The following is an 18,768-nucleotide window of genomic DNA, read 5'->3' on the forward strand; positions in this document are numbered from 1 at the left end:
CTGCGCGGCTGGGGGGACGGCGGCGGTTCTCGACCGTGGCACCGGGACCGTGTCGGCCGACAACCTCGGCTGACCCGGTGGGTGATCAGGCGGAACGGCTGCGGTTTCCGGCCGCATCGGCGCCGGGCCGGGTCGCGGGCAGCAGCATCAGGACCAGGTAGAGGACCAGGGACGTGGCCAGGCCGACCGCCCAGCCGTAGTCGGCCAGCGGTTCGAGGAAGGGGACGGGGCGGCCGTCGACCAGGGGGTGGAAGTCGGCGCCGCCGACGGCCAGGACGCCGCCGACGACGAAGGCCAGCACCGCACGCCAGTTCCAGCCTGCCTCGTACCAGTAGCGTCCGCCCCTGCGGTACAGGTCGACGAGGTGCAGCCGGGCGCGCCGCAGTATCCAGTAGTCGGCGATGAGGATGCCGGCCACGGTGCCGAGCAGCCCGCCGACCAGGCCGAGCCAGGTGAAGATGTAGCCCTGCGGGTCGGAGTACAGCTTCCACGGGAAGATCAGTACCGCCAGGACGGACGTGATGAGGGCGCCGGCCCGGAAACTGACCTTGCGCGGTGCGACGTTGGAGAAGTCGAAGGCCGGGGAGACCAGGTTGGCGGCGATGTTCACGGACAGGGTGGCCACCAGGACGGTGACGAGGGCGAAGAGCAGGCCCACCACGTTGTCCGTCTTCGCCGCGAGCTGCACCGGGTCCCAGATCGGTTCGCCGTACACGGCCTGGCTGCCGGAGGTGACCATGACGGAGAGGAAGGCGAACAGGGTCATCGTCGTGGGCAGGCCGAGGGCCTGGCCTCGGGTCTGGGCCTTCTGGCTCTTTCCGTATCGGGTGAAGTCCGGGATGTTGAGGGACAGGGTGGACCAGAAGCCGATCATGCCCATCAGGGACGGCCAGAACAGCTTCCAGAAGTCGCCGCCCCAGCCGAGCTTGGAGGGCTGGTCGAAGAGCGGGCCGAAGCCACCCGCCTTGTCGGCCATCCACCACAGCATCACGAAGGCGCCGACGAGGACGAAGGGCGCCGCCCAGTTCTCGAAGCGGCGGATGGTCTCCATGCCCCGGTAGATGATGGCGACCTGGAGCGCCCAGAAGATGGCGAAGGACAGCCACATGGTCCAGGCGTGGCCGCCGAAGGTCCCCGCGTTCGTCCAGCCGTCCCCGATCAGCTTGCCGGCCAGGAAGTAGATCGCCTCGCCGCCGATCCACGTCTGGATGCCGAACCAGCCGCACGCCACCAACGCCCGCACCACGGCGGGCAGGTTGGCGCCCCGGATGCCGAAGGAGGCGCGGGCGAAGACCGGGAAGGGGATGCCGTACTTGGGTCCGGCGTGCCCGGTGAGCAGCATCGGCGCGAGCACGATCAGGTTGGCCAGGGCGATGGTGAGCACCGCCTGCTTCCAGTCCATGCCGACCGCGATCAGACCGGAGGCGAGGGTCCAGGAGGCCGTGTTGTGGGCCATGCCGACCCACAGGGCGGAGAAGTTGTACGTGGTCCAGGTGCGCCCCTCGACGGGGACGGGCAGCAGGTCCTGGTTGGCGTAGGGACCGCTCGGCGGCGGGGAGCCCGGGGCGAGCTCCACGCGCCCGTCGGGGAGGGTGACTTGGGCGGACGGCGGTATGGCCGTGGGCGCGGTGTCGGTCATGGGCAGGCCAATCATGCGGTGGGACGGGAGAGGCCGTGCGGGCGGTGCCGAGGGGGGTGCGCGAGTGCGCCCTGGGGCCCGCCCCCGGGTGCGGGGCGGGCCGGGGTGGCTCAGCCGTTGACGGCCGGGATGACCTGGGTGCCGTAGGTGTCGATCACGGCTTCCCGCGCGTCGTGCATGTCGTACAGCGCGAACTGGTCGACGCCGAGGGCGCGCAGGGCGGTCAGCTTCTCGATGTGCTTCTCGACCGGGCCGATCAGGCAGAACCGGTCGACGATCTCGTCCGGCACGAACTGCGTGTCCGGGTTGCCGCTGCGCCCGTGGTGGGCGTAGTCGTAGCCCTCGCGGGCCTTGATGTAGTCGGTGAGTTCGTCGGGCACGGTACCGGTGTGGGCGCCGTACTTGGCGACCAGGTCGGCGACGTGGTTGCCGACCATGCCGCCGAACCAGCGGCACTGCTCCCGCGCGTGGGCGAGGGCCTCGGGCGAGTCGTCGGCGGTGACGTAGGCGGGAGCGGCGACGCAGACCGTCACCTCGGACGGGTCGCGTCCGGCGGCCTCGGCGGCGTCGCGGACGGCCTTGACCATGTACTCGGTCAGGTAGAGGTCGGCGAGCTGGAGGATGAAGCCGTCGGCCTCCTCGCCGGTCATCTTCAGCGCCTTGGGACCGTACGCGGCCATCCACACGGGGACTTCGGCGCCGGGCCTGGTCCAGGGGAACCGGACGACGGTGCCGCCGCCGAGGTCGGCCTCCTCTCCCCTGCCCAGCGCGCGGATGACCCTGATCGCATCGCTTATCCGGGCGAGGGTGTTGGGCTTGCGTCCGGCCACCCGCATCGCGGAGTCGCCGCGGCCGATGCCGCAGACCGTGCGGTTGCCGAACATGTCGTTGAGGGTGGCGAAGGTGGACGCGGTCACCTCCCAGGTGCGGGTGCCCGGGTTGGTGACCATCGGGCCGATCTTCAGTGTGCTGGTGTTGGCCAGGACCTGGCTGTAGATCACGAACGGCTCCTGCCACAGCACGGCGGAGTCGAAGGTCCAGCCGTGGCTGAAGCCGTTGCGCTCGGCCCGCTGCATCAGCTCCACGACGCGGGAGGCCGGCGGGTCGGTCTGCAGGACGAGTCCGAAGTCCATGGGCACCGCTCCTAGTTCAGGTACTGACAGGTGACGCGCGGGGTGTAGGCGCCGTGGCCCTTGCGCCCGGTGTACTCCCGCTCGGTCACGACCGGTTCGCCGCGCGAGAGCACGGTCTCCACCCGGCCGGTGATCCGCCGGCCCTCGTACGCCGAGTAGTCGACGTTCATGTGGTGGGTCTGGGCGGAGATGACCTGCTCGGCGTGCGGGTCGTAGACGACGATGTCGGCGTCGGCGCCGGGCGCGATGGTGCCCTTCTTCGGGTACAGGCCGAACATCCGGGCCGGGGTGGCGCAGGCGATCTCGATCCAGCGGCGGCGGCCGATGTGCCCGTCGACGACGGCCTGGTGAAGCAGGTCCATGCGGTTCTCGACGCCCGGCATCCCGTTGGGAATCTTGGAGAAGTCGCCCCGGCCCAGTTCCTTCTGCCCGCTGAAGCAGAAGGGGCAGTGGTCGGTGGAGACCACCTGGAGGTCGTTGGTGCGCAGGCCCCGCCACAGCGCCGCCTGGTGCTCCTTCGGCCTGAGCGGTGTGCTGCACACGTACTTGGCGCCCTCGAAGTCCGGCTCGGCGAGGTTGTCCGTGGACAGGAACAGGTACTGGGGGCAGGTCTCGCCGAAGACGGGCAGGCCCTCGTCGCGGGCCCGGGTCAGCTCGGCCACCGCCTCCGTCGCCGAGACGTGCACCACGTACAGCGGCGCCCCGGCGACCTGGGCGAGCCGGATGGCGCGGTGGGTGGCCTCGGCCTCCAGCAGGGCCTTGCGGACCTCGCCGTGGAAGCGGGGGTCGGTCTCGCCGCGGGCGAGGGCCTGCTCGACCAGGACGTCGATCGCGATGCCGTTCTCGGCGTGCATCATGATCAGGCCGCCGTTCTCGGCGGCGCGCTGCATGGCGCGCAGGATTTGTCCGTCGTCGGAGTAGAAGACGCCGGGGTACGCCATGAACTGCTTGAAGGAGGTCACCCCCTCCTCCACCAGCAGGTCCATCTCCTTGAGCGTCTCCTGGTTCACGTCCGAGACGATCATGTGGAAGCCGTAGTCGATGGCGCAGTTGCCCTCGGCCTTGGCGTGCCAGGCGTCCAGGCCCTCGCGCAGGGAGTGCCCGACGCTCTGGATGGCGAAGTCGACGATGGTGGTCGTGCCGCCCCAGGCGGCGGCGCGGGTGCCGGTCTCGAAGGTGTCGGCGGCGTAGGTACCGCCGAAGGGCATCTCCATGTGGGTGTGCCCGTCGACGCCGCCCGGGATGACGTACTTGCCGCTCGCGTCGATGGTCCGCTCGGCGGTGAACGCCTCGGCGGCCGGGGTGCCGGTCGCGGCGAGGGCGGCGACGCGGCCTTCCTCGATCAGGACGTCGGCGTGGATCTCGTCGGCCGCGGTGATGACGAGGCCGCCGCGGATGACGGTACGGCTGCTCATGCTGCTGTTCCCTCCTGTCAGGGGCCCCGGTCGGATCAGGGCGCGGTCAGCGGGGAGTAGGCGCCCGGCGCGCGGTCGCGGTAGAACTGCCAGCGGTCGCGGACCTCGCGCAGCTTGGCCATGTCGAGGTCTCGGACGACGAGTTCGGTCTCCTTGTCGCTCGCCACCTCGCCGACGAACTGGGCCTCGGGGTCGACGAAGTACGAGGTGCCGTAGAAGTCGTTGTCGCCCAGCTCCTCGACGCCGACGCGGTTGATGGCGCCGACGAAGTACTCGTTGGCGACGGCGGCCGCCGGCTGCTCCAGCTGCCACAGGTAGCCGGACAGGCCGCGCGAGGTGGCCGACGGGTTGAAGACGATCTCGGCGCCTTCGAGGCCCAGCGCCCGCCAGCCCTCCGGGAAGTGCCGGTCGTAGCAGATGTACACGCCGACCTTGCCGACGGCGGTGTCGAAGACCGGCCAGCCGGAGTTGCCGGGACGGAAGTAGAACTTCTCCCAGAAGCCCCGTACCTGGGGGATGTGCGTCTTGCGGTACTTGCCGAGGTAGGAGCCGTCGGCGTCGATGACGGCGGCGGTGTTGTAGAGGACGCCGGGCTGCTCCTCCTCGTACATGGGGAGCACCAGGACGATGCCGTGTTCGCGGGCCAGGCGCTGGAAGCGCTCCACGGTCGGGCCGTCCGGGACGCGTTCGGCATAGGCGTAGAACTCGGGGTCCTGGACCTGGCAGAAGTACGGCCCGTAGAACAGTTCCTGGAAGCACATGACCTGTGCGCCCTGGGCGGCGGCGTCGCGCACCGCCTGCTCGTGGACCTGGATCATCGATTCCTTGTCGCCCGTCCAGGCGGTCTGGAAGAGCGCGGCACGGATCACTCGGCTCATCTTCGGCCTCCACTCGCTCGAATCGCTCGCTGTGGCGCTCGCTGTGGCGCTCGGTGTACGGCGAGACTAGGGACCGGCGGTGGCCGAAATGAGTGGCACGGTGTCACGTATGCGGGGGTCGGGCATTGCACGGTGTCACCCCTGCTGTGCGTCGTGGGCGAGGAGCGCGATGTGTACGGAGGCCGCCTGCTCGAAGTCGTCGAGGTCGACGCCGAGGCGGCCCTGTATGGCTTCGAGGCGCCGGTAGAGGGCGGGCCGGGAGACGTGGTGGAGCTGGGCGGTGCGGGACTTGTTGCGTCCGGTGGCGAGGTAGGTGCGCAGCACGGGCAGCAGGTCCTGGTCGGGGCCGCGCAGGAGGCCGTCCAGCTCGCGTTCGGCGAAGGACTGCACGTGCGGGTCGTCGCGCAGCAGCCGCACCAGACCGCGCAGGTGGATGTCGCGCAGCCGCACGACCGGCGGCAGGTCCAGGGCGGCGGCCGGGGAGTCGGCGACCGCGTCGGCGACGTGCTGGGCCTCGCGCAGCCCGGCGGGCACGTCGGTCCAGTCGGCCCGGGCGTCGGCGGCGGCGACCACGGCGTGGGAGTTGTCCGGTTCCGCACGCAGCCGGGTCGCAAAGTGGGCGGTGAGCGCCCTGGCGTCCTGGTCGGGGGCGAGGCTGAGCAGGACGGCGACGTGGTCGTCGGCGAGGCGGGCGGCGAGGCCGGGCAGGCCGAGGCGCCGCAGTACCCGGGCCGGCCGGGCGGGCTCCCGCTCGCGGACGACGAGGGGGACGAAGACGCGCCGGTTGACGGGCAGCCCGGCGGCGCGGGCCCGGGGCAGCAGTTGCCGCGCCGGTACCGCCCCGCTGACCAGGTCGGTGAGCAGGCTCCGCGCGGACTGCTCCTCCCAGGAGTCCCAGGACTCCCGGGACCCCGCGGGCACGCCCGGCTGCGTGCCGTCACCGGCGAGCATGCGGTGCAGGACGAGCGCCTCGGCCGCGCGGTCGGCGAGCAGGCGTCCGGCGGCCCGCTCGCCCCGGTAGCCGCACAGCACCAGGCGCCCCCAGCCCTCGCCCCGGCAGGTCAGTTCGGCGCGGACCCAGCCGTCGGCCGAGCCGGCGCCGGCCTGGCGGGCGATGCGCTCCCAGTCCCGCAGTACGTCGTCGACGGCGGCCCGCTCCCCCGCCGTGGCGAGCACCCGGTGGGCGAGGTTGGTGACGACGACCGGGCAGCCGGCGTGCCGGGCCACCTCGTCGAGCAGGCGCTGCACCGGGGCGCCCGCGGTGATCAGGCCGGTCAGCTCGGTGCGTACGGCCTCGGAGAGGCTGACGGCGGCGAACTTGCGGCGCAGCAGCCGGGACTGCACCTCCTCGGTCAGTTCGGCGAAGGGGAAGGGCCGGTGCAGCACGACCATGGGCAGCCCGCAGCGCTCGGCCGCGCTGCGCATCACCTCGGGCGGGGCCGGGAAGGCGCGGCCGAGGCCGAGCACGACGGCGGCGGCCTCGGCGCGGTCCAGTGACCGGATGTACTCCCCCTGCCCGTCCTCGTCACCGGCGAGCAGCACGCCGGTGGTGAGGACCATCTCGCCGCCGCTGAGCATCACCCCGACGTCGGCGGCCTCGGCGACGTGCACCCAGCGCACGGGCCGGTCGAGGCGGTGCGCTCCGGCCACCACCTCGGGCTGTCCGGCCCGCACCCGTTCGAGGCCGAGGACCTGACGGACCGACAGGGCCGGTTCCCAGGGCTGCTGGGCCGGGGCCCGCGGGGTGGTCGTGGTCATGGCGGCCTCTCCTGGGCTCGTCACGCGGCGATCGGGCGGTCAGATGCTCCGCAGGGCGCGTTCGAGGATCGCGGCGCCCTCCTCGGCCTCCGCGACGGTGAGGGACATCGGCGGGGCGACGCGCAGGACGCTGGTGCCGTGGCCGCCGCCCTTGCCGACGAGCAGCCCGCCGGCGCGGGCCTCCTCCAGTACGGCCGACGCCGCCTCGGGGGCGGCCTCGTCGGTACCGGGCCGGGTCAGCTCCACGCCGATCATCAGTCCGCGGCCGCGTACCTCGCGCACATGCGGCACCTGGGCGGCGACGGCCCGCAGCCGTTCGATGAGCAGTCCGCCGACGCGCCGGGCGTTGCCCTGGAGGTCGTGCTCCAGGAGGTGGTTGAGGTTGGCGAGGCCCGCGGCCATGGTGACCTGGGTGCCGCCGAAGGTGGAGATGCTGTTGGCGTCCAGGCAGTTCATGATCTCGGCGCGGGCGACGACACCGCCGATCGACATGCCGTTGCCGATGCCCTTGGCGAAGGTGACGATGTCCGGCGGGCCGCTCCTGCCGTGGGCCTGCCAGCCCCAGAAGTGCTCGCCGGTGCGGCCCCAGCCGGTCTGCACCTCGTCGGAGATCCACAGGATGCCCCGCTCGTGCAGCACCTCGCGGAAGGCGGCGTACAGGCCGTCCGGCGGGGAGGTGAAGCCGCCGACGCCCTGGACGGGTTCGGCGATCAGGGCGGCGGGGGCGCGGGTGTGGCCGAGCAGGTCCTCGAGGTCGGCGACGCAGGCGTCGATGAAGTCCCGGTCGTCCAGGTCCGCGTAGGGCCCGCGGGTGCGGACGCCGCCGTGCACGTACAGGGTCTGGAGCGGGGACAGGGAGGTCGGGGACCAGCCGCGGTTGCCGGTGATGCCGACGGCGCTGAAGGAGCGGCCGTGGTAGCTGTTGCGCATCGCCAGGATCGCGTTGCTGCGCCGGTGTGCGGTGGCGAGCAGCAGGGCCGTGTCGTTGGCCTCGGTGCCGGAGGTGGTGAAGAAGACGCGGGCGTCGGGGATGCCGGACAGCTGGGCGACGCGTTCGGCGAGTTCGACCATCGGCCGGTTGAGGTAGAGGGTCGAGGAGTGGACGATCCGGCCGGCCTGCTCGGCGACGGCCTTGGTGACCTCGGGCAGGGCGTGCGCGGTCATCGTGGTGAGGATGCCGCCGAAGAAGTCGAGGTACTTGTTGCCGGCGGCGTCCCAGACGTACCGGCCCTCGCCGTGGGTGATCTCCAGCGGGTCCTCGTAGTAGAGGGCGAGCCAGTCGGGCAGGACGGCGCGGTGGCGGGCGAAGAGGTCACGGGTCACGGCCGCACCAGCCCCTCGTAGGCGTCGGGCCGGCGGTCGCGGTAGAAGGCCCACTGCTGCCGGACCTCGTCGATGAGGTCGAAGTCCAGGTCGCGGACGACGAGTTCCTCCTCGCGGTCGCTGGCGACGTCGCCGACGAACTGCCCGCGCGGGTCCACGAAGTAGGAGGTGCCGTAGAAGTCGTTGTCCCCGTACTCCTCGACGCCGACCCGGTTGATGGCGGCGACGAAGTACTCGTTGGCGACGGCCGCGGCGGGCTGTTCCAGCTGCCACAGGTGGGCGGAGAGGCCGCGGTGGGTGGCGGACGGGTTGTAGACGAGCTGGGCACCGCCGAGGCCGAGTTGGCGCCAGCCCTCCGGGAAGTGCCGGTCGTAGCAGATGTAGACGCCGACCTTGCCGACGGCGGTGTCGAAGACGGGCCAGCCGACGTTGCCGGGGCGGAAGTAGAACTTCTCCCAGAAGCCCTTGACCTGCGGGATGTGGTGCTTGCGGTAGGTGCCGAGGACGGTGCCGTCGGCGTCGATCACGGCCGCGGTGTTGTAGTAGAAGCCGGACTGCTCGACCTCGAAGACGGGGACGACGATCACCATGCCGGTCTCGCGGGCCAGGGCCTGCATGCGGCGGACGGTGGGGCCGTCGGGCACGGGCTCGGCCCAGCGGTAGTGCTCGGGGTCCTGGACCTGGCAGAAGTAGGGGGCGTTGAACACCTCCTGGAACCCGATGACCCGGGCGCCCCGCCTGGCGGCCTCGCGGGCGTGCTCCTCGTGTTTCGCCACCATGGACTCGGTGTCGCCGGTCCAGGTGGCCTGGACCAGAGCGGCACGTACGACGTTGGCCATGAGCTGCTCCTTCGACACGACGTCAGAGCCTCTACGCCCGTAGAGCAGGCCGTAGAGGGACGAACGTAAGCCTGGCCGGACGGGCTTGCCAAGACCATCGTCGTCAAGGCGCGGTGTCGATCACGTTTCGCACTCCTGTGGGTGAGTGCGGGTGTCTCAGGCCGGCACGGGCACGCACCTGCCCACCAGCTCGTCCATGGACAGCCCCAGCGCGGCGGCCAGCGCGGCCACCGTGAAGAACGCCGGGGTGGGTGCCCGGCCGGTCTCGATCTTGCGGAGGGTCTCGGCGGAGATTCCGGCCTGGGCGGCCACCGCGGTCATGCTCCGCTCACCGCGGGCCGCGCGCAGCAGGCGGCCGAGCTGTTCACCGCGCTCGCGCTCTTCGGGGGTCAGAGGGGTGCGTACCATGCCGTCATTCTAATACCGGTTTCCCGTACCGGCCCCGGGCGTGCCGCACATCGCTCCAGGTCGCTGACCCAATTCAAATACCGGTATAGTAATTGGCATGGTGGAACTGAAGACGGACACATCGATCGACGCCATGCACGCGGCCGGACAGGTCGTCGCGCGCGCCCTGACCGCCGTACGGCAGGCCGCGGACGTGGGCGTGTCCCTGCTGGAGCTGGACGCGGTGGCGCACGAGGTACTGCGGGAGGCGGGCGCGGGCTCGCCGTTCCTCGGGTACCGGCCCTCCTTCGCGCCGACGCCCTTCCCGGGCGTCATCTGCGCCTCGGTGAACGACGCGATCGTGCACGGCATCCCGGACGGCTACCGTCTGCGGGACGGAGACCTCGTCTCCATCGACTGCGGCGCCCTCCTGGACGGCTGGGCGGGCGACTCGGCGCTCAGCTTCGTGGTGGGCACCCCGCGCCCGGCCGACCTGACGCTGATCGAGACCGCGGAGCGGGCCCTGGAGGCGGGCATCGGGGCCGCCGTGGTCGGCAACCGCATCGGCGACATCGCGCACGCCATCGGCACGGTGTGCCGGTCGGCCGGCTACGGGATCATGGAGGACTTCGGCGGCCACGGCATCGGCCGGCACATGCACGAGGACCCGGGGGTGCCCAACGAGGGCCGCCCGGGACGCGGGCTCCCGCTGCGGCACGGCATGGTCCTCGCCATCGAGCCCATGCTGACCGCCGGCGGCCGGGACGACTACCACGCGGCTCCCGACGGCTGGACCCTGCGCACGAACGACGGCTCCCGGGCGGCACACGTGGAGCACACGGTGGCGATCACGGACGGCGGCCCGCGCGTCCTGACGTCGAGGGACGGCCTCTGAGGGACGAGGCGGCCCGGACCCGGCCCGGGCCGGGTCCGGATCGCGAGCCCGGCCGGGGCCGGGGGCGAGGGCCGGGGCCGGGCCGTGAGGCCGACCGGGAGACCGAGCCGCGAGCCCGGTCCGAGCCCGGGGACGAGCGGGGGCCCGGGGCGCGGGAGACGCGGACCGTGCCGTGAGCCCGACCTGGGATAGAGCCGCGAGACCCGGCCGCGGGTCCGGGCCGTGAGGCGGGCCGGTGGTCGGCCCCGGTCCGGACGAGGACCCTCCGCCCGCCCGGGTTCCCGGCATGCCCGGTGGAACAGAACGTGTCATGTTGGGCATGACCGCATGCCTGCCGGGTTACCCGGCCCCGGCACGTCGATCAGCGATGCAGCGGAGGTCCGTACACGATGACCAGCGGCTACATGGGCCCGGAGGGCGACCCGTTCGCGGAATTCCTGGCACGCTTCTTCGGCGGGCCCAGGCCCCGGCAGATCGACATCGGCCGGCTGCTCAGCCAGCCCGCCCGGGAGCTGGTGCGCGGTGCCGCCCAGTACGCCGCCGAGCACGGCAGCCGGGACCTGGACACCGAGCACCTGCTGCGGGCCGCGCTGTCCACCGAGCCGACCCGGGGGCTGCTCAGCCGGGCCGGTGCCGACCCCGACTCGCTGGCCTCGCAGATCGACGAGCGGACCGGACCGGTGCAGCACCCGCCGGGCGAGGTCCCGCCGCCCACGTCGCTCTCGCTCACCCCGGCCGTCAAGCGTGCCCTGCTGGACGCGCACGAGCTGGCCCGCTCCACCGGCACCGGGTACATCGGCCCGGAGCACGTGCTCAGCGCCCTGGCCGCCAACCCGGACTCGGCCGCCGGGCACATCCTGAACGCGGCCCGCTTCGCGCCCTCCAACCTGCCCACGGAGACGCCGGAGGCCGCGAAGGGCCGTACCGAGAGCGCCCGGACCACGAACACGCCGACCCTCGACAAGTACGGCCGCGACCTCACCGATCTGGCCCAGCAGGGCCGGATCGACCCGGTGATCGGGCGCGAGGAGGAGATCGAGCAGACCGTCGAGGTGCTCTCCCGGCGCGGCAAGAACAACCCCGTCCTGATCGGTGACGCCGGCGTAGGCAAGACCGCGATCGTGGAGGGTCTGGCGCAGCGCATCACCGACGGCGACGTGCCGGACGTGCTGATCGGGCGCCGGGTGGTCGCGCTCGACCTGACCGGGGTGGTCGCGGGCACCCGCTACCGGGGCGACTTCGAGGAGCGGATGAACAACATCGTGGGCGAGATCCGCGCCCACTCCGACGAGCTGATCATCTTCATCGACGAGCTGCACACCGTCGTCGGCGCCGGTGGCGGCGGCGAGAGCGGTTCGATGGACGCCGGGAACATCCTCAAGCCGGCCCTGGCCCGCGGCGAGCTGCACATCGTGGGCGCCACCACGCTGGAGGAGTACCGCAGGATCGAGAAGGACGCGGCCCTCGCCCGCCGCTTCCAGCCGATCCTGGTGCCGGAGCCCACCACCGCCGACGCGATCGAGATCCTGCGCGGCCTGCGCGACCGCTACGAGGCCCACCACCAGGTCCGCTACACCGACGAGGCGCTGGTCGCGGCCGTGGAGATGTCCGACCGCTACCTCACCGACCGGCGCCTGCCCGACAAGGCCATCGACCTGATCGACCAGGCGGGCGCCCGCGTCCGGCTCCAGTCGCGCACCAAGGGCACCGACGTACGCGCCCTGGAGCGCGAGGTCGACCAGCTCGTCCGGGACAAGGACCAGGCGGTCGCCGACGAGCAGTACGAGCAGGCGACACAGCTGCGCGACCGGATCGTGGAGCTGAAGCAGCGGATCACCGAGGCCACCGGCGACGGCGAGGCCGACGAGGGGCTGAACCTGGTCGTCGGCACCGAGTCCATCGCCGAGGTGGTCTCCCGGCAGACCGGCATCCCGGTCAGCAGCCTCACCCAGGAGGAGAAGGACCGCCTGCTCGGCCTGGAGTCCCACCTGCACGAGCGGGTCGTCGGCCAGGACGAGGCGGTCCGGGTCGTCTCCGACGCCGTGCTGCGCTCCCGCGCCGGGCTGTCCAGTGCGGACCGGCCCATCGGCAGCTTCCTCTTCCTCGGCCCGACCGGCGTCGGCAAGACCGAGCTGGCCCGGGCGCTGGCCGAGGCGCTGTTCGGCAGCGAGGACCGGATGGTCCGGCTCGACATGAGCGAGTACCAGGAGCGCCACACCGTCAGCCGCCTGGTCGGCGCCCCGCCCGGCTACGTCGGGCACGAGGAGGCCGGTCAGCTCACCGAGGTGGTGCGCCGGCACCCGTACTCGCTGCTGCTGCTGGACGAGGTGGAGAAGGCGCACCCCGACGTCTTCAACATCCTGCTGCAGGTCCTGGACGACGGGCGGCTGACCGACTCGCAGGGCCGGACGGTGGACTTCTCCAACACGGTCGTCGTGATGACCAGCAACCTGGGCTCCGACGTGATCACCCGGCGCGGCGCCGGGATCGGCTTCGGCTCGGGCGGCGCGGAGGCAGACGAGGAGGCCCGGCGCGAGCAGGTGCTGCGCCCGCTGCGCGAGCACTTCCGGCCCGAGTTCCTCAACCGCGTGGACGAGATCGTGGTCTTCCGCCAGCTCAGCGGCGAGCAGCTGCGGCAGATCACCAGCCTGCTCCTGGAGCAGACCCGCCGCATGGTGCACGCGCAGGGCATCACCGTCGACTTCACCGACGCGGCCGTGGACTGGCTCGCCGAGCGCGGCTACCAGCCCGAGTACGGCGCCCGGCCGCTGCGCCGCACCATCCAGCGCGAGGTGGACAACGAGCTGTCCCGGCTGCTGCTCGACGGCCGGGTGGCGGAGGGCGGCCGGGTGACGGTCGACGTCGAGGACGGGCGGCTGGCGTTCCGCACGCCGGAGCGGCCCGTCCCCGAACTGTGACTACCTCCGCCGCACCGGTTCGACCACCATCGCCGAGCCGCCGCCGCGCCGTACCTTCTCCGCGGCGGCCAGCCACTTGCCGTGCGGCAGCCGCTGCACGGCGGTCGCGGCGCCGATCTCGGGGTTGAGCTTGAAGGAGTGCCCGAGGGCCTCCAACTCGGCCCGTACGCCGCTGTCGTAGAGGCCGGGTTCGAGTTCGGTCTGCGCGGCGTTGCGCTGGCTGGCGCGCGGCGCGGCGATCGCGTCGACGAGCGGGAGTCCGCGGTCGAGGAAGCCGGTGAGGGTCTGGAGCACGGTGGTGATGATGGTGGCGCCGCCGGGCGAGCCGAGGGCCACGACCGGCTGGTGGTGGCGGTCGAGGACGATCGTCGGGGCGATCGAGGAGCGCGGGCGCTTGCCGGGCCCGGGCAGGTTCGGGTCGTGCACGGCCGGGTTGGCCGGGGCGAAGGAGAAGTCCGTCAGCTCGTTGTTGAGCAGGAAGCCGCGCCCCGGCACGGTGATGCCGCTGCCGCCGGTCTGCTCGATGGTGAGCGTGTAGGCGACGACGTTGCCCCACTTGTCGGCCACCGTGAGGTGCGTGGTGTTCTCGCCCTCGTACGTCGTCGGCGCCGCCGTCCCGCCGCCCGCGCAGTGGGCCGGGTGCCGCGGGTCGCCGGGGGCGAGCGGGCTGGTGAGCACCGCGTCGTCCTTGATCAGGCACTCACGGGAGTCGGCGTACCGCTGGGACAGCAGCTCCTTCGCCGGTACGTCCTCGAAGGCGGGGTCGCCGACCCAGCGCCCGCGGTCCGCGAACGCGATGCGGCTGGCCTCGATGTAGCGGTGCAGGTAGCCGGCCTTGTCCGCGGCGGAGAGGTCGGTGCGCTCCAGGATGTTGAGGGCCTCGCCGACGGTGGTGCCGCCGGAGGAGGAGGGGGCGATGGAGTAGACGTTCAGGCCGCGGTACGAGGTCTTCGTGGGCGCCTGGAGCTTGGCCTCGTAGGCGGCGAGGTCCTTGGTGGACAGGTCGCCGGGGCGGGCGTTCCAGCCGGAGTCCGGGTCGACGGGCGGCTTGTTGACGGTGTCGACGATGTCCTCGCCCAGCGCGCCGTGGTAGATCGCGCCGACGCCCTTGCGGCCCAGCTCCCGGTACGTGCGGGCCAGGTCGGGGTTCTTGAACGTCGAGCCCACGACCGGGAGTTCGCCGCCCGGCAGGAACAGCTCGGCGGTGTCCGGGAAGTAGCGGAAGCGCTGCTCGTTGGAGGCGGTCTGGGAGCGGAAGGTCTCGTCGACGGTGAAGCCGTGCCGGGCCAGTCGCTCGGCGGGCTTCAGCACGGACGACAGCTTCCGGCTGCCCCACCGGTCCAGGGCGGTCTGCCAGGTGGCCGGGGTGCCCGGCGTGCCCACGGCCAGGCCGCTGGTGACGGCGTCGGCGAAGGCGAGCGGCTTGCCGTCCTGCGTGAAGAGCTTCTCGTCGGCGGTGAGCGGCGCGGTCTCGCGGCCGTCGATGGTGCGCACGGTGCGGGACTCGGCGTCGTAGTAGACGAAGTAGCCGCCGCCCCCGACCCCGGCGGAATACGGCTCGGTGACGCCCAGTGCCGCGGCGGTGGCGACCGCCGCGTCGACGGCGTTGCCGCCCTTGCGGAGCACCTCGATACCGGCGGCGGAGGCGTCCCGGTCGACGCTGGAGACCGCGCCGCCGTACCCGACGGCGACCGGGGTCTTCGGGGCGGGCCGGTGCTGGGCCGTGGGCGGCGCGGCCGCTCCCACCGACACCACCACGGCGGCCGAGACCGCCAGGACCGTCAGATTCCGTGCGACAGGGCGACGCATCCGCACCTCCAGGGAAAGGCCGTTCGGGCAGCTTAGTTGATCGCCATGGCCGCGTCAGGAGCACCCGACGAGCCCGGGTGCGCCCGGGCCCCCGCGCCCCGTCGAACACAGGTACGCCGACGCCCGCTAGCATGCGCGCCCATGACTGACGACGTACGCAACATCGTCCTGGGTGTGCTCGCGGCGGGCATCAGCGCCACGCTGGGCTGGCTCGCCCGCACCTACCTGTGGAAGCGCAGGCTCCGGCGGAAGCAGGCGTTCCTCGGGCTGCCGGGCGGTTCCGAGTCGCTGCTCGTCGTCAACCGGGACCCGGCCGCCTCCGAACCGGCGGTCCACCGCTTCGACGTCTTCGCGCTGCTGGAACTCGCCGCACTGGTCAAGGACTGCGGCGCGCACGTCCAGGTGGTCACCCAGGACATGGTCGGCCAGGGCTTCGGCGAACGTACGGAGTTCTGCGTGGGCGGCCCCGGCTCGAACCGGCGCATGGTCGCCCACATGGCGGCGATGCTGCCCGGGGTGCGGATGAACGTCGACCCGGAGCCCGGTCCCGACCGGGGCGCCTTCCAGATCGGCAGCGAGCGCTACCGGCTGGAGGCGGGTGTCACGGAGTACGTGCTGCTGGCCCGCCTCACCGCCGGGGACCGGCGCGAGGCCCGGCCCGCCTTCCTCTTCTGCGGCCAGCGCGCGATCACCAACCAGGCCGCCACCCGCTACCTCGCCCGGCACCACGAGAAGCTGGCCCGCAAGCACGGCAACAACTCCTTCGTGCTGCTGCTCAAGGTCGTCAACTCACAGGCGTACGGCCCGGACGTGGTCGAGCTGGTCGGCGACGTCACCCGGGCGGCGACCACTCCCCTCCCCACCCCGGCACCCGCCTCCCGCAACTCCCACCGGGCCTGAGCACCGCTCCGGGTCGGTCGCCCGCGGTGCCGGGCGCACGCCCGCCGTCGCGGTCGCGGTCACGGCAGGTGTCGGACGATGTCGGCCACGGCCTGTGGCTGCGACAGGAACGGGTGGTGGCCCGCTTCCACCTCGACGGCCCGGTCCGCACGGCGGGAGAACTCACGCTGCGCGGCCACGGGGGTGCCGCGGTCCTCGGTGCACACCACGTACGTCGTGAGCACGTCGTGCCACGCCGCCGCCCGAACGGGCTGCTGCGTCACGGTCAGCGTCTGCCGGACCAGACGGGCCGCCGCGTCGCGGGCGAGGTCCGGCGGGCAGTCCTGCGCGAACGTCTCGGCGAACAGCTCCGGCCGGGCGCCGAACGTGCCGCCCTCGGGATCGAAGTCCAGGAACGGCGGCGGCGCGTCGGCTCCGAACGTCGACAGCGACTCGCCGGGCTCGGGCAGGTAGCTCGACACCAGCACCATGTGGCGCACCGCCGCCACGCCCGCGGCCGCCTCTGCGGCGACGATTCCGCCGTAGCTGTGGGCCACCACCACGATCGGCTCGTCCGACACGGTGAGGTCCGCGCGCACCGCGGCGACGTCCTCGGCGAGCCCGGGTCCCTGCGGACCGGCCGGCCGGTCGCCCTCGCCGCAGCTCGGCAGCGCCGGGGCGGTGCTGCCGATACCGTGCCCGCGCAGGGCCGAGGCGGCCAGGTGCCACCACCACGACCCGTCACGGACACAGGCCCCGTGCACGAACACAACGCGCATTACTTCCTCCTCGAAATCCGGACGCCAAGCCCTCCGGTCAACGGTAGACGTAGCCGTGGTTACGTGAAAAAGTGCGGCGATGGGTCGACACAAGCAGCCCGAGATCCGCGACCGCATCCTCGACGCCTGCGTCGACCACGCGCTCGCGCACGGGCTTCCCAACCGCCTGGAGCCGTTCGCGGCCGCGTCCGGCACGTCGGCCCGGATGCTCATCTACCACTTCGGGACCCGGGACGCGTTGCTGCGGGAGACCCTGCGGCGGGCACGGCGACGTCAGCGCGACTTCTTCGGCGAACTGGTCTCCCCCCGGCCCGACGAGCCCTACCCGAGCACGCTGCGCCGAGCCTGGCGGGTCATGACCGGCCCGGCCGGCCGGCCCTACCTCACCATGTTCGGCAGACTCCGCGAGGATGCCGAGCAGCGGTTGTGGCCGGACTTCCGCCGCGAGTCCACCACGGACTGGCTGCGGCCGTTCGAGGAGGGCATGCGCAGTGTCGGCCGTCCCGAACTCGCCACGCTCGTACTGGCGGTCGTCCGCGGCCTCATCATGGACATCGAGACCACGGGCGACGTGGCGAGAGCCGACCGGGCCTTCGAGGACTTTCTCGCCGCACTCGTTCTCGTCACCGGGACTCGGGCCCGCGACGCCGTGGGTGAGTCCTGAGCGACTGGCGACGTCTCCCGGGCGGCGCGCCCGTGACGGTCAGGACCGGCGTGCCGCCGGGCCGTCGACCGCCGCCGTACTGGCGCGCACGACCAGCACGGGTTCGACGGAGGCGGGCTCGGGGGCCGCGTCCGGGTCCGCGATGTGCCGCAGCAGGTGGGCGACCGCGAGGGCTCCCATCTCGGCGAACGGCTGGGCCACCGTGGTCAGTGAGGGCGAGCAGTACTCGGCGAGCGCGATGTCGTCGACCCCGACGACGGAGATGTCCCGCGGCACCCCGCGGCCGAGTTCGTGCAGGGCCCGGATCACTCCGAAGGCCATCTCGTCGCTGGCCACGAACACTGCGGTGACGTCGGGGATCTTGCCCAGGACCAGGCCGTTGCGGTATCCGGAGGCGGGTGTCCAGTCCCCCTCCAGCACCGGTGGCACGGACAGTCCCGCCTCCTCGAGGGTGTCGCGCCAGCCGGCGCGGCGACTGGCCGCGTCGAGCCATTCCTGGGGGCCCGACACGTGCCAGACGGTCTCGTGGCCCAGCTCGATCAGGTGCCGGGTCGCGAGCCTTGCCGCCAGGGCCTGGTCGACGGCGACGATCTCGGTGGCCGGTGTCCTCGACCCGTCGACGGTGACGGTCGGCACCGAGCGGGTGAGCCGCTCGATCCTGGGGCTCACGTGCACCAGCGGCACCGAGAGGATGACCCCCTCGACGTCCTGCTCCGCCAGCCGGGACAGCGCGCTCTCGATCGCCGCGGTGTCCAGGGACGCCGTGGCGGCGGTGCTGACCGCGTACCCGGCCTCGCGCGCCGCGGCCTCGATGCCGAAGACGAGGTTCGCGCGGGAGTAGAAGGTGGTCCGCAGCGTGACGACGCCGATCGTCCGGCTGCGCCCCGAGGACAGCATCCGCGCCGCGTTGTTCTTGCGGTAGCCCAGCTCCTCGACCGCGGCGAGCACCTTGGCACGGGTGGTGTGCTGGACGTTGGGATGGCCGGCCAGCGTACGGGAGACCGTCTGGGCGGATACCCCGGCGAGCCGGGCCACGTCGGCCATGCCGGGCTGCCGGGCGGCACCGTCGTCGGCCGTCCGCCTGCTCACGGGCGCCCCGTCGGCGGCCGGCGTCTCCGATGACATCGCTCGCCTCTCCACAAAAACGGCGGCTCCGGCCGCCGTCGCAGGTAATGGTCCGCCTCGGAGTCTAGCCAGGCGCGACCCATTGGCATCGATAACATCACCGGCCGGCACTCGCTGAAGTCCCACGCCGAGAACACCGGGCTGGTCCACCGCACGACCCCCGCCACCGTGCCCTCGCTTCACCGCCCTCGACGCGCTCAACGGGCAGCCCTACGCGGCCGCCGCGGAGATGCGCGTGTACGGCGTGCCCGTGGACCTCCCCACGGGCTACCCGCCGGGCGAACGCCCCGCCGACGCCCGATGAGACACCGCCGGGTGCGGCCCGTC

General features: G+C 72.5%; 15 protein-coding genes. 4 read left to right on the plus strand and 11 right to left on the minus strand.

What is annotated here, in order from left to right:
- Nucleotides 1-85: 85 nt before the first annotated feature.
- The 8 genes from Sru02f_RS26290 to Sru02f_RS26325 all read right to left on the minus strand — a co-directional run bounded on the left by Sru02f_RS26290 (nt 86) and on the right by Sru02f_RS26325 (nt 9,393).
- Nucleotides 86-1,639: an NCS1 family nucleobase:cation symporter-1 gene (locus tag Sru02f_RS26290; protein WP_174854945.1), complete on the minus strand. Its 1,554-nt coding sequence runs from the start codon at nt 1,637-1,639 to the stop codon at nt 86-88.
- A gap of 110 nt (nt 1,640-1,749) precedes the next feature.
- On the minus strand, nt 1,750-2,772 hold the full coding sequence (locus Sru02f_RS26295; RefSeq protein WP_109028419.1) for a TIGR03842 family LLM class F420-dependent oxidoreductase: 1,023 nt from the start codon (nt 2,770-2,772) through the stop codon (nt 1,750-1,752).
- Nucleotides 2,773-2,783: 11 nt separating this feature from the next.
- On the minus strand, nt 2,784-4,187 hold the full coding sequence (gene hydA / locus Sru02f_RS26300) for a dihydropyrimidinase (protein ID WP_109028418.1): 1,404 nt from the start codon (nt 4,185-4,187) through the stop codon (nt 2,784-2,786).
- A gap of 35 nt (nt 4,188-4,222) precedes the next feature.
- Nucleotides 4,223-5,065, minus strand: a complete 843-nt coding sequence (locus Sru02f_RS26305) for a nitrilase-related carbon-nitrogen hydrolase (RefSeq protein ID WP_109028417.1) — start codon at nt 5,063-5,065, stop codon at nt 4,223-4,225.
- 135 nt (nt 5,066-5,200) lie between these two features.
- A complete protein-coding gene (locus tag Sru02f_RS26310; protein WP_109028416.1) occupies nt 5,201-6,823 on the minus strand; it encodes a PucR family transcriptional regulator in 1,623 nt (540 codons plus the stop codon).
- A 39-nt stretch (nt 6,824-6,862) separates the two neighbouring features.
- Nucleotides 6,863-8,146, minus strand: a complete 1,284-nt coding sequence (locus Sru02f_RS26315; RefSeq protein WP_109028415.1) for an aspartate aminotransferase family protein — start codon at nt 8,144-8,146, stop codon at nt 6,863-6,865.
- Nucleotides 8,143-8,985 (minus strand): nitrilase-related carbon-nitrogen hydrolase, encoded by an 843-nt coding sequence (locus Sru02f_RS26320; protein ID WP_109028414.1) that lies wholly within the window; start codon nt 8,983-8,985, stop codon nt 8,143-8,145. Before Sru02f_RS26320 ends, Sru02f_RS26315 begins: the two co-directional genes overlap by 4 nt.
- 156 nt (nt 8,986-9,141) lie before the next feature.
- Nucleotides 9,142-9,393 (minus strand): helix-turn-helix domain-containing protein, encoded by a 252-nt coding sequence (locus Sru02f_RS26325; protein WP_109028413.1) that lies wholly within the window; start codon nt 9,391-9,393, stop codon nt 9,142-9,144.
- Between the two features lie 97 nt (nt 9,394-9,490).
- Between Sru02f_RS26325 and map the strand changes: the two genes are divergently transcribed.
- Together map and Sru02f_RS26335 are read left to right on the plus strand one after the other, a co-directional pair.
- Entirely contained in the window at nt 9,491-10,267 is a 777-nt protein-coding gene (gene map / locus Sru02f_RS26330) for a type I methionyl aminopeptidase (protein ID WP_109028412.1), read from the plus strand.
- Nucleotides 10,268-10,656: 389 nt separating this feature from the next.
- Nucleotides 10,657-13,185, plus strand: coding sequence for an ATP-dependent Clp protease ATP-binding subunit (locus Sru02f_RS26335; RefSeq protein WP_109028411.1), 2,529 nt, complete (start codon nt 10,657-10,659; stop codon nt 13,183-13,185).
- Here Sru02f_RS26335 and ggt read toward each other — a convergent pair whose 3' ends face one another.
- The gene (gene ggt, locus Sru02f_RS26340; protein WP_109028410.1) at nt 13,186-14,994 is read right to left on the minus strand and encodes a gamma-glutamyltransferase; all 1,809 of its coding nucleotides are present in this window, start codon (nt 14,992-14,994) and stop codon (nt 13,186-13,188) included. It lies immediately after the preceding gene.
- 141 nt (nt 14,995-15,135) lie between these two features.
- Here ggt and Sru02f_RS26345 point away from each other — a divergent pair, with 141 nt between their 5' ends.
- On the plus strand, nt 15,136-15,894 hold the full coding sequence (locus tag Sru02f_RS26345) for a hypothetical protein (RefSeq protein WP_109028409.1): 759 nt from the start codon (nt 15,136-15,138) through the stop codon (nt 15,892-15,894).
- Nucleotides 15,895-15,953: 59 nt separating this feature from the next.
- On the opposite strand, the gene Sru02f_RS26350 is transcribed toward Sru02f_RS26345, so the two are convergent.
- Nucleotides 15,954-16,652 (minus strand): alpha/beta hydrolase, encoded by a 699-nt coding sequence (locus Sru02f_RS26350; RefSeq protein WP_109028408.1) that lies wholly within the window; start codon nt 16,650-16,652, stop codon nt 15,954-15,956.
- A gap of 79 nt (nt 16,653-16,731) precedes the next feature.
- Here Sru02f_RS26350 and Sru02f_RS26355 point away from each other — a divergent pair, with 79 nt between their 5' ends.
- Entirely contained in the window at nt 16,732-17,316 is a 585-nt protein-coding gene (locus Sru02f_RS26355; protein WP_109028407.1) for a TetR/AcrR family transcriptional regulator, read from the plus strand.
- A gap of 39 nt (nt 17,317-17,355) precedes the next feature.
- Here Sru02f_RS26355 and Sru02f_RS26360 read toward each other — a convergent pair whose 3' ends face one another.
- On the minus strand, nt 17,356-18,441 hold the full coding sequence (locus tag Sru02f_RS26360; RefSeq protein WP_109028406.1) for a LacI family DNA-binding transcriptional regulator: 1,086 nt from the start codon (nt 18,439-18,441) through the stop codon (nt 17,356-17,358).
- Nucleotides 18,442-18,768 lie beyond the last annotated feature (327 nt).

Source organism: Streptomyces rubrogriseus (genome assembly GCF_027947575.1).
In the GTDB taxonomy this organism is placed as follows: domain Bacteria; phylum Actinomycetota; class Actinomycetes; order Streptomycetales; family Streptomycetaceae; genus Streptomyces; species Streptomyces rubrogriseus.

Bases quoted from the DNA above. Each gene is read 5' to 3' on its own strand.
- hydA (WP_109028418.1), bottom strand. From the start codon at position 4,187: ATGAGCAGCCGTACCGTCATCCGCGGCGGCCTCGTCATCACCGCGGCC.
- Sru02f_RS26305 (WP_109028417.1), bottom strand. From the start codon at position 5,065: ATGAGCCGAGTGATCCGTGCCGCGCTCTTCCAGACCGCCTGGACGGGC.
- Sru02f_RS26350 (WP_109028408.1), bottom strand. From the start codon at position 16,652: ATGCGCGTTGTGTTCGTGCACGGGGCCTGTGTCCGTGACGGGTCGTGG.
- Sru02f_RS26345 (WP_109028409.1), top strand. From the start codon at position 15,136: ATGACTGACGACGTACGCAACATCGTCCTGGGTGTGCTCGCGGCGGGC.
- Sru02f_RS26360 (WP_109028406.1), bottom strand. From the start codon at position 18,441: ATGTCATCGGAGACGCCGGCCGCCGACGGGGCGCCCGTGAGCAGGCGG.
- Sru02f_RS26290 (WP_174854945.1), bottom strand. From the start codon at position 1,639: ATGACCGACACCGCGCCCACGGCCATACCGCCGTCCGCCCAAGTCACC.
- Sru02f_RS26355 (WP_109028407.1), top strand. From the start codon at position 16,732: ATGGGTCGACACAAGCAGCCCGAGATCCGCGACCGCATCCTCGACGCC.
- ggt (WP_109028410.1), bottom strand. From the start codon at position 14,994: ATGCGTCGCCCTGTCGCACGGAATCTGACGGTCCTGGCGGTCTCGGCC.
- Sru02f_RS26335 (WP_109028411.1), top strand. From the start codon at position 10,657: ATGACCAGCGGCTACATGGGCCCGGAGGGCGACCCGTTCGCGGAATTC.
- Sru02f_RS26325 (WP_109028413.1), bottom strand. From the start codon at position 9,393: ATGGTACGCACCCCTCTGACCCCCGAAGAGCGCGAGCGCGGTGAACAG.
- map (WP_109028412.1), top strand. From the start codon at position 9,491: ATGGTGGAACTGAAGACGGACACATCGATCGACGCCATGCACGCGGCC.
- Sru02f_RS26295 (WP_109028419.1), bottom strand. From the start codon at position 2,772: ATGGACTTCGGACTCGTCCTGCAGACCGACCCGCCGGCCTCCCGCGTC.
- Sru02f_RS26320 (WP_109028414.1), bottom strand. From the start codon at position 8,985: ATGGCCAACGTCGTACGTGCCGCTCTGGTCCAGGCCACCTGGACCGGC.
- Sru02f_RS26310 (WP_109028416.1), bottom strand. From the start codon at position 6,823: ATGACCACGACCACCCCGCGGGCCCCGGCCCAGCAGCCCTGGGAACCG.